Raw genomic sequence first — 6,125 nt, 5'->3', positions numbered from 1 at the left:
CGACGACCCAACAGGCCACCACTCCCACGGAACCACCAGACCTATCCCCGACCAGCGGAAACGCGTCGATCGCGCCCGGAAAGACAACAGCTTCTAACGGCCGGCGGTGCCTGCCCCTTGGAGAGTTGCGCACCCTAGTGAGAGAGAAGGCGCGGCGGATACGGTTGAGCACGCTGTTCAGCTCCTATCGCTGATGGCTCGGTCCCCCGACATCGCCCGTCGTGGGGGCCGCTTTGCGTACGACCGCCCATAAGGTGCGGCCGTTCAAGCTGGTGGCGAGGAGCCCGAAGCGGTCGGCCTCAGCCACCACGTCCAGAACCTCCCGCCATGACTCGGCGGAGAGCGTGTCCGGCACCTCCGCCTCCACCGATGTGTGCTGGTGCTGTTCCTCCACTCGCGTGGAAAGCCCGAGGGCGGACAGCCGGGCGGCGATGGCCGCCGCGCTAACTCCCGAAGCGGGCACAGGGCAGCCTCCGTCATCCAGCGATCACTTTGAGTAAAGCTAGTTAACTAGATTAGAGCTAGTGGACTAGATTTTCCATATGCCTGAGCAGCCGCCCTATCTCCGCGTCGCCGACGAACTCCGGCGGCGGATCGCGGAGCACCTGTGGGAGCCGGGGGACCGTCTGCCCTCTCGCGCGCAGATCGGCCAGGAGTGCGGCGTCGGCGAGAACGTGGTCCGTCGTGCGCAAGAGCTTCTGATTTCCCAAGGCGTGCTGGAAGGCCGCGCTGGGTCGGGTACCTACGTCGCCGAGCCCAGACAGCGGGTTCGGGTGGTGCGTTCGTCGGCGCGCGAGCAGCCGAGCGGGTCGCCCTTCCGGGCCGACATGAAGGCCGTGGGTAGGCAGGGGGACTGGGAGAGTCGGACGGACGCCAAGGTGCCGGCCCCCGCAGGCATCGCGGCGCGGCTCGGGATCGACGAGGGTGAACTGTGCGTGCGGACCGCGTACGAGTTCCTGGCGGACGGCAGGCCGGTCCAGCTGTCGACGAGTTGGGAGCCGTACGAACTCACCGCCGGCACTCTCGTCGTTCTCCCCGAGGGCGGCCCGCATGCTGGAGCGGGCGTCGTGAACCGTATGGCCGCGATCGGTATCACGGTCAGCCATGCCGTGGAGCAGCCAGAGCCGAGGCAGGCGACCGCCGAGGAGGCGTCGCTACTCGGCATCCAGAAAGCTGCCCTTGTCACGCACATCCGGCGGACGTACTACAGCGACGACGGTAAGCCCGTGGAGACTGCGGACATCGTGGTCCCTGCGGCTCACTGCGAGATCGTCTATGAGATCCCAATCAACCGATAGCCACGCCGAGAGTTCGCCGTATGGCCGACGATGCTCTGTCCTGTCCCGAGTGCAAGCAGCCCTTGAAGTCGGGCGGTCTTGTGCTGGTCAAGAGAGACGACGACGGCCGGAGGGCTTGCCGATCTCTGTGGCGGTGCGCTGATCGGCATACCTGGTGGCAGTGGGCCGACCGGCCGGAGGAGCCACTGGAAGTCTGCCCAGTTCCGCAGGTGTTCCGTTGACATCCTGCCCTAGCGTCAGCGGGCCCGTACTTCGTGGAGCCCCGAGGTGTGTTTATCTCGGCGCGACGGCTTCGAGCCATTCGGCGAGCGCGGAGAAGTCCGCGCCATTAAGGCCCTTGGCCGGCTCGACCTGGTGCAGCAGCGACGGCCCAGGGTGGCTGGCGTCGACCCAGAGGCGGTCCATGACGCTGATCTCGTCGTCGATCCAGATGAAGGGTCGGCTGGCGGCCCGCTCGACCATGGGGCGAGTCTTCCAGTGGAGGCCCCGCGGGGTTCCGCCCACGTCGGCGTCCGGCCACTCCAGCACCGGCAGCTTCGGCAGGCCGATGCGCGGGGCGATGACTTCGTTCGCCTCTTCCATCCAGGTCGTCGCCCATACGAGCTGGCAGCCCAGAGCAATGAGGCGCTCCCCGATGCCAGGGTCGAGTCGGGCCAGCAATGGGTTCCCCTCGTCGACGGTCGTCGAGGAGGTGGCAGCGACCTCCGAATGGCCAGCCGACGACCCGAACGGGATCAGTGGGCCGTCCACGTCGAGGAAGAGGAGAGGGCGCTCCGATGAGCTGGTCACGGCAGCACCGTAGCCCCGCGCGGCGGGGGAGCGGCACCCTCGGGCTGGGCCGTCCCTGGGCCGTGCGAGGGTCCCCGAGGCCGATCGGCGGCGACCGACAGTGACAGGTGAGGCTCCGGGGGCATCCAGGAAAGGCCAGGTCAGGAGCCCCGCAGGGAACGCGTTTCCTCACAGCGGTGGCGGTGCGGCAAGATGGGGTGTATCTGCCCACCTGCCTGATCAAGCTGCCGGACGGTTTCTCTTGGCTGAGTACATTTACACCATGCGCAAGGCGCGCAAGGCGCACGGCGACAAGGTGATCCTTGATGACGTCACCCTGAGCTTCCTGCCCGGCGCGAAGATCGGTGTGGTCGGACCGAACGGTGCCGGTAAGTCCACCGTTCTGAAGATCATGGCGGGGCTGGAGCAGCCGTCGAACGGGGACGCCTTCCTGGCCCCGGGTTACACCGTCGGGATCCTGCTGCAGGAGCCGCCGCTCAACGAGGAGAAGACCGTCCTGGAGAACGTCCAGGAGGGTGTCGCCGAGGTCAAGGGCAAGCTCGACCGCTTCAACGAGATCGCCGAGCAGATGGCGACCGACTACTCGGACGCGCTGCTCGAGGAGATGGGCAAGCTCCAGGAGGAGCTGGACCACGCCAACGCCTGGGACCTCGACGCCCAGCTCGAGCAGGCCATGGACGCGCTGGGCTGCCCGCCCGGCGACTGGCCCGTGGTCAATCTGTCCGGTGGTGAGAAGCGGCGCGTCGCGCTGTGCAAGCTGCTGCTGGAGGCGCCCGACCTGCTGCTCCTCGACGAGCCCACCAACCACCTCGACGCCGAGTCCGTGAACTGGCTCGAGCAGCACCTCGCCAAGTACGAGGGCACCGTCGTGGCCGTCACCCACGACCGGTACTTCCTGGACAACGTCGCCGGCTGGATCTGCGAGGTCGACCGCGGCCGCCTGCACGGCTACGAGGGCAACTACTCCAAGTACCTGGAGACCAAGGCCACCCGCCTCAAGGTCGAGGGCCAGAAGGACGCCAAGCGGCAGAAGCGCCTCAAGGACGAGCTCGAGTGGGTGCGCTCCAACGCCAAGGGGCGGCAGGCCAAGTCCAAGGCGCGCCTCGCGCGGTACGAGGAGATGGCCGCCGAGGCCGACAAGATGCGGAAGCTGGACTTCGAGGAGATCCAGATCCCGCCGGGCCCGCGACTGGGCAACGTCGTCGTCGAGGTGAACAACCTCAGCAAGGCCTTCGGGGAGAAGGTGCTGATCGACGATCTCTCGTTCACGCTGCCCCGCAACGGGATCGTCGGGGTCATCGGGCCCAACGGCGCCGGCAAGACCACCCTGTTCAAGATGATCCAGGGCTTCGAGGAGCCGGACTCCGGCTCCATCAAGGTCGGTGACACCGTCAAGATCTCCTACGTCGACCAGAGCCGCGAGCACATCGACCCCAAGAAGACGCTGTGGGCCGTGGTGAGCGACGAGCTCGACTACATCAACGTCGGGCAGGTCGAGATGCCTTCCCGCGCCTACGTGTCCGCCTTCGGGTTCAAGGGGCCGGACCAGCAGAAGGCGGCCGGAGTCCTCTCCGGCGGTGAGCGCAACCGGCTGAACCTCGCCCTCACCCTCAAGCAGGGCGGCAACCTGCTGCTCCTCGACGAGCCGACCAACGACCTCGACGTGGAGACCCTGAGCAGTCTCGAGAACGCCCTGCTCGAGTTCCCCGGCTGCGCCGTCGTCGTCTCCCACGACCGTTGGTTCCTGGACCGCGTCGCCACGCACATCCTCGCCTACGAGGGCGACTCCAAGTGGTTCTGGTTCGAGGGCAACTTCGAGTCCTACGAGAAGAACAAGGTCGAGCGGCTCGGCGCCGACGCCGCCCGCCCGCACCGCGCCACCTACAAGAAGCTGACCCGGGGCTGATCTTGCGGCACATCTACCGCTGCCCACTGCGCTGGGCGGACATGGACGCGTACGGCCACGTCAACAACGTGGTCTTCCTCCGCTACCTGGAGGAGGCACGCATCGACTTCCTGTTCCGCCCGGAGAAGGACTTCAAGCAGGGGTCCGTGGTGGCACGCCATGAGATCGACTACAAGCGCCAGCTCGTCCACCGGCACCACCCGGTCGACATCGAGCTGTGGGTCACGGAGATCAGAGCGGCTTCCTTCACGCTCACCTACGAGGTGAAGGACGGGGACGTCGTCTACGTCCGCGCCTCCACGGTGATCGTGCCGTTCGACTTCGAGACGCAGCGCCCCCGGCGGATCACCGCCGACGAGCGGGAGTTCCTCCGGGAGTACACGGACGCCGAGGAGGAGGCCGTCGCCGCATGACGGTGCTCCACCTCGCCGACGAGGGGGAGGCCGCGGATCTCGCGGCCTTCCTCTCCCGGCTGCTCCACTACGACCGTTCCGCCGCGGTGCGCCTCCAGGCCGCCGGCACGGCCCTCGCCGTCTTCGGCCGGCCGCCCTCCTTCGAGGTGCTGGCCGTGCGCACGGTACGGCTGGCCAAGCCGTACGAGCACGGGCTCGACGCCACGCTGGACGTGACCGTGTCCGCCGGTGAGCTGCTGGAGAGCGTGGACGAGCGGGCGGCCACCGCCCGCGTCCCCGGTGCGGTGACCGGGCCGCCGTGGGCCGGGGTGCTGCCTCCGCGCGGCGGTTGGCGGGCCGAACCGGGACTGCCCGCTCCGGACGCCCTGCGCGCGCTGGTCGCCGCCGCGGTGGCGGAGTTCCGGGCGCGTACGGAGGAGCTCGCGGCCGAGGACCGTACGAGGGCCGCGCTAGACGGCATCGGGCGGGACATCTGGTCCCGGACCGTCGGCGACACCGGGCTGCCGGTGCGGGCCGTGCACGCGGCCCAGTCGCTCGGGTTCCTGCGGCCGCGTGGAGCATCCGGTTCCGAGGCCGGTACCGGCTCCGGCTCCGGCGAGGACGCGCCCCGGCTGTTCTCGTCCGGTGCGTGGCTGCGGTTGCGCACGCCCTTCGGGTCCGTGGCCCTGCGCAGGGCGGGGACCGGAGCCCTCGGCCTCAGCGTGCGCTGAGGCCGGCCCGCCCTTCCCTTCCGGGCGGGGCCACCGGTTCAGTGGTGGGGCTCGCTGTCGTCCGGGCGTACGGCGATGTGGTCGCTCTCCAGTTCCAGGGCGACGCGGTCGCGCATGCCGAGGGCCGCCGTGTAGTCGGCAGGCAGCTGGAGCCGGCCGGCGCGGTCCAGCATGGCGTACTCGCGGGCCACCACCGTCTCGTGGCCGGTCTCGGCGTCCACCTCGCTGCGGCGCAGCACCTCGGTGGAGGTACGGCCGTCGCGGATGGCGACCGTGCGGCGGACCTCGCCGGCCACCGCCTGGTCGTGGGTGACGATGACGACCGTGGTGCCCAGGGCTTCGTTGGCCGTGCGGAACGCGGCGAAGATCTGTTCCGCGGTGTGGGAGTCGAGTTCGCCGGTGGGTTCGTCGGCGAGCAGCACCGACGGGGAGCCGGCGAGGGCCACCGCGATGGCGACCCGCTGCTGCTGGCCGCCGGACATCTGCCGCGGGCGGCGGTCGCGGCAGTCGGCGACGCCCATCAGGTCCAGCAGCTCCAGCGCGCGTTCGGTGCGCGCCGCCCGGCGTCCGCCGGTGCCGGCCAACTGCATCGGGAGGGCCACGTTCTGGGCGGCCGTCAGGTAGGGCATGAGGTTCCGGGACGTCTGCTGCCACACGAAACCCACCACCGTACGGCGGTAGGCCAGGCGGTCCTTCGCCGTCATCGTCAGCAGGTCGCGCCCCGCGACCCGGGCCGCCCCGGCGGTCGGTGTGTCCAGACCGGCCAGGATGTTCATCAGGGTGGACTTGCCGCTGCCCGAGGCGCCGACCAGCGCCATCAGCTCGCCCTCGCGGACCAGCAGGTCGAGCCCCTGCAGGGCCTGCACCTCCACCCCGTCCGCGCTGAAGATCCGTACCAGGCGGTCGCAGGTGATCAGCGCGTCGTGCCCGTAGGCGGGCCGGTCACGGGACGCGGCGGCGCGGCCGGCCAGGTCGGCGAGGGTGGGATCGGTCGTCATCGGGGTACCTC

7 protein-coding genes are annotated in these 6,125 nt (G+C 69.4%); 4 read left to right on the top strand and 3 right to left on the bottom strand.

Going from position 1 to position 6,125, the window contains the following annotated elements; all coding sequences use genetic code 11:
• Nucleotides 1-184: 184 nt before the first annotated feature.
• Complete coding sequence (locus AB0P07_RS28660; protein WP_356199938.1) at nucleotides 185-463, bottom strand: hypothetical protein; 279 nt, start codon at nucleotides 461-463, stop codon at nucleotides 185-187.
• Nucleotides 464-542: 79 nt separating this feature from the next.
• Between AB0P07_RS28660 and AB0P07_RS28655 the strand changes: the two genes are divergently transcribed.
• Entirely contained in the window at nucleotides 543-1,298 is a 756-nt protein-coding gene (locus AB0P07_RS28655; RefSeq protein WP_365555584.1) for a GntR family transcriptional regulator, read from the top strand.
• Between the two features lie 273 nt (nucleotides 1,299-1,571).
• Here AB0P07_RS28655 and AB0P07_RS28650 read toward each other — a convergent pair whose 3' ends face one another.
• Nucleotides 1,572-2,087, bottom strand: a complete 516-nt coding sequence (locus AB0P07_RS28650; RefSeq protein WP_365555582.1) for an HAD domain-containing protein — start codon at nucleotides 2,085-2,087, stop codon at nucleotides 1,572-1,574.
• Between the two features lie 241 nt (nucleotides 2,088-2,328).
• On the opposite strand from AB0P07_RS28650, the gene ettA reads away from it, so the two are divergent.
• From ettA to AB0P07_RS28635, 3 genes are read left to right on the top strand one after another with little or no spacing between them, the layout of a single operon-like run.
• Nucleotides 2,329-3,993, top strand: coding sequence for an energy-dependent translational throttle protein EttA (gene ettA / locus AB0P07_RS28645; RefSeq protein ID WP_365555581.1), 1,665 nt, complete (start codon nucleotides 2,329-2,331; stop codon nucleotides 3,991-3,993).
• A gap of 2 nt (nucleotides 3,994-3,995) precedes the next feature.
• Nucleotides 3,996-4,406 (top strand): thioesterase family protein, encoded by a 411-nt coding sequence (locus AB0P07_RS28640; protein ID WP_102931604.1) that lies wholly within the window; start codon nucleotides 3,996-3,998, stop codon nucleotides 4,404-4,406.
• Nucleotides 4,403-5,116 carry a hypothetical protein gene (locus tag AB0P07_RS28635; protein ID WP_365555579.1) on the top strand — a complete coding sequence of 238 codons (714 nt, stop codon included), beginning with the start codon at nucleotides 4,403-4,405 and terminating at the stop codon, nucleotides 5,114-5,116. The genes AB0P07_RS28640 and AB0P07_RS28635 overlap by 4 nt, the downstream gene beginning before the upstream one ends.
• 38 nt (nucleotides 5,117-5,154) lie before the next feature.
• On the opposite strand, the gene AB0P07_RS28630 is transcribed toward AB0P07_RS28635, so the two are convergent.
• Nucleotides 5,155-6,114 (bottom strand): ABC transporter ATP-binding protein, encoded by a 960-nt coding sequence (locus tag AB0P07_RS28630; protein ID WP_365555577.1) that lies wholly within the window; start codon nucleotides 6,112-6,114, stop codon nucleotides 5,155-5,157.
• Between the last annotated feature and the right edge of the window lie 11 nt (nucleotides 6,115-6,125).

The sequence above is a fragment of the Streptomyces sp. NPDC085944 genome (assembly GCF_040686295.1).
GTDB lineage: Bacteria > Actinomycetota > Actinomycetes > Streptomycetales > Streptomycetaceae > Streptomyces > Streptomyces salinarius.
Note: the sequence above shows the minus strand (reverse complement) of the source record. Positions and strands in the feature narration are given on the sequence as shown.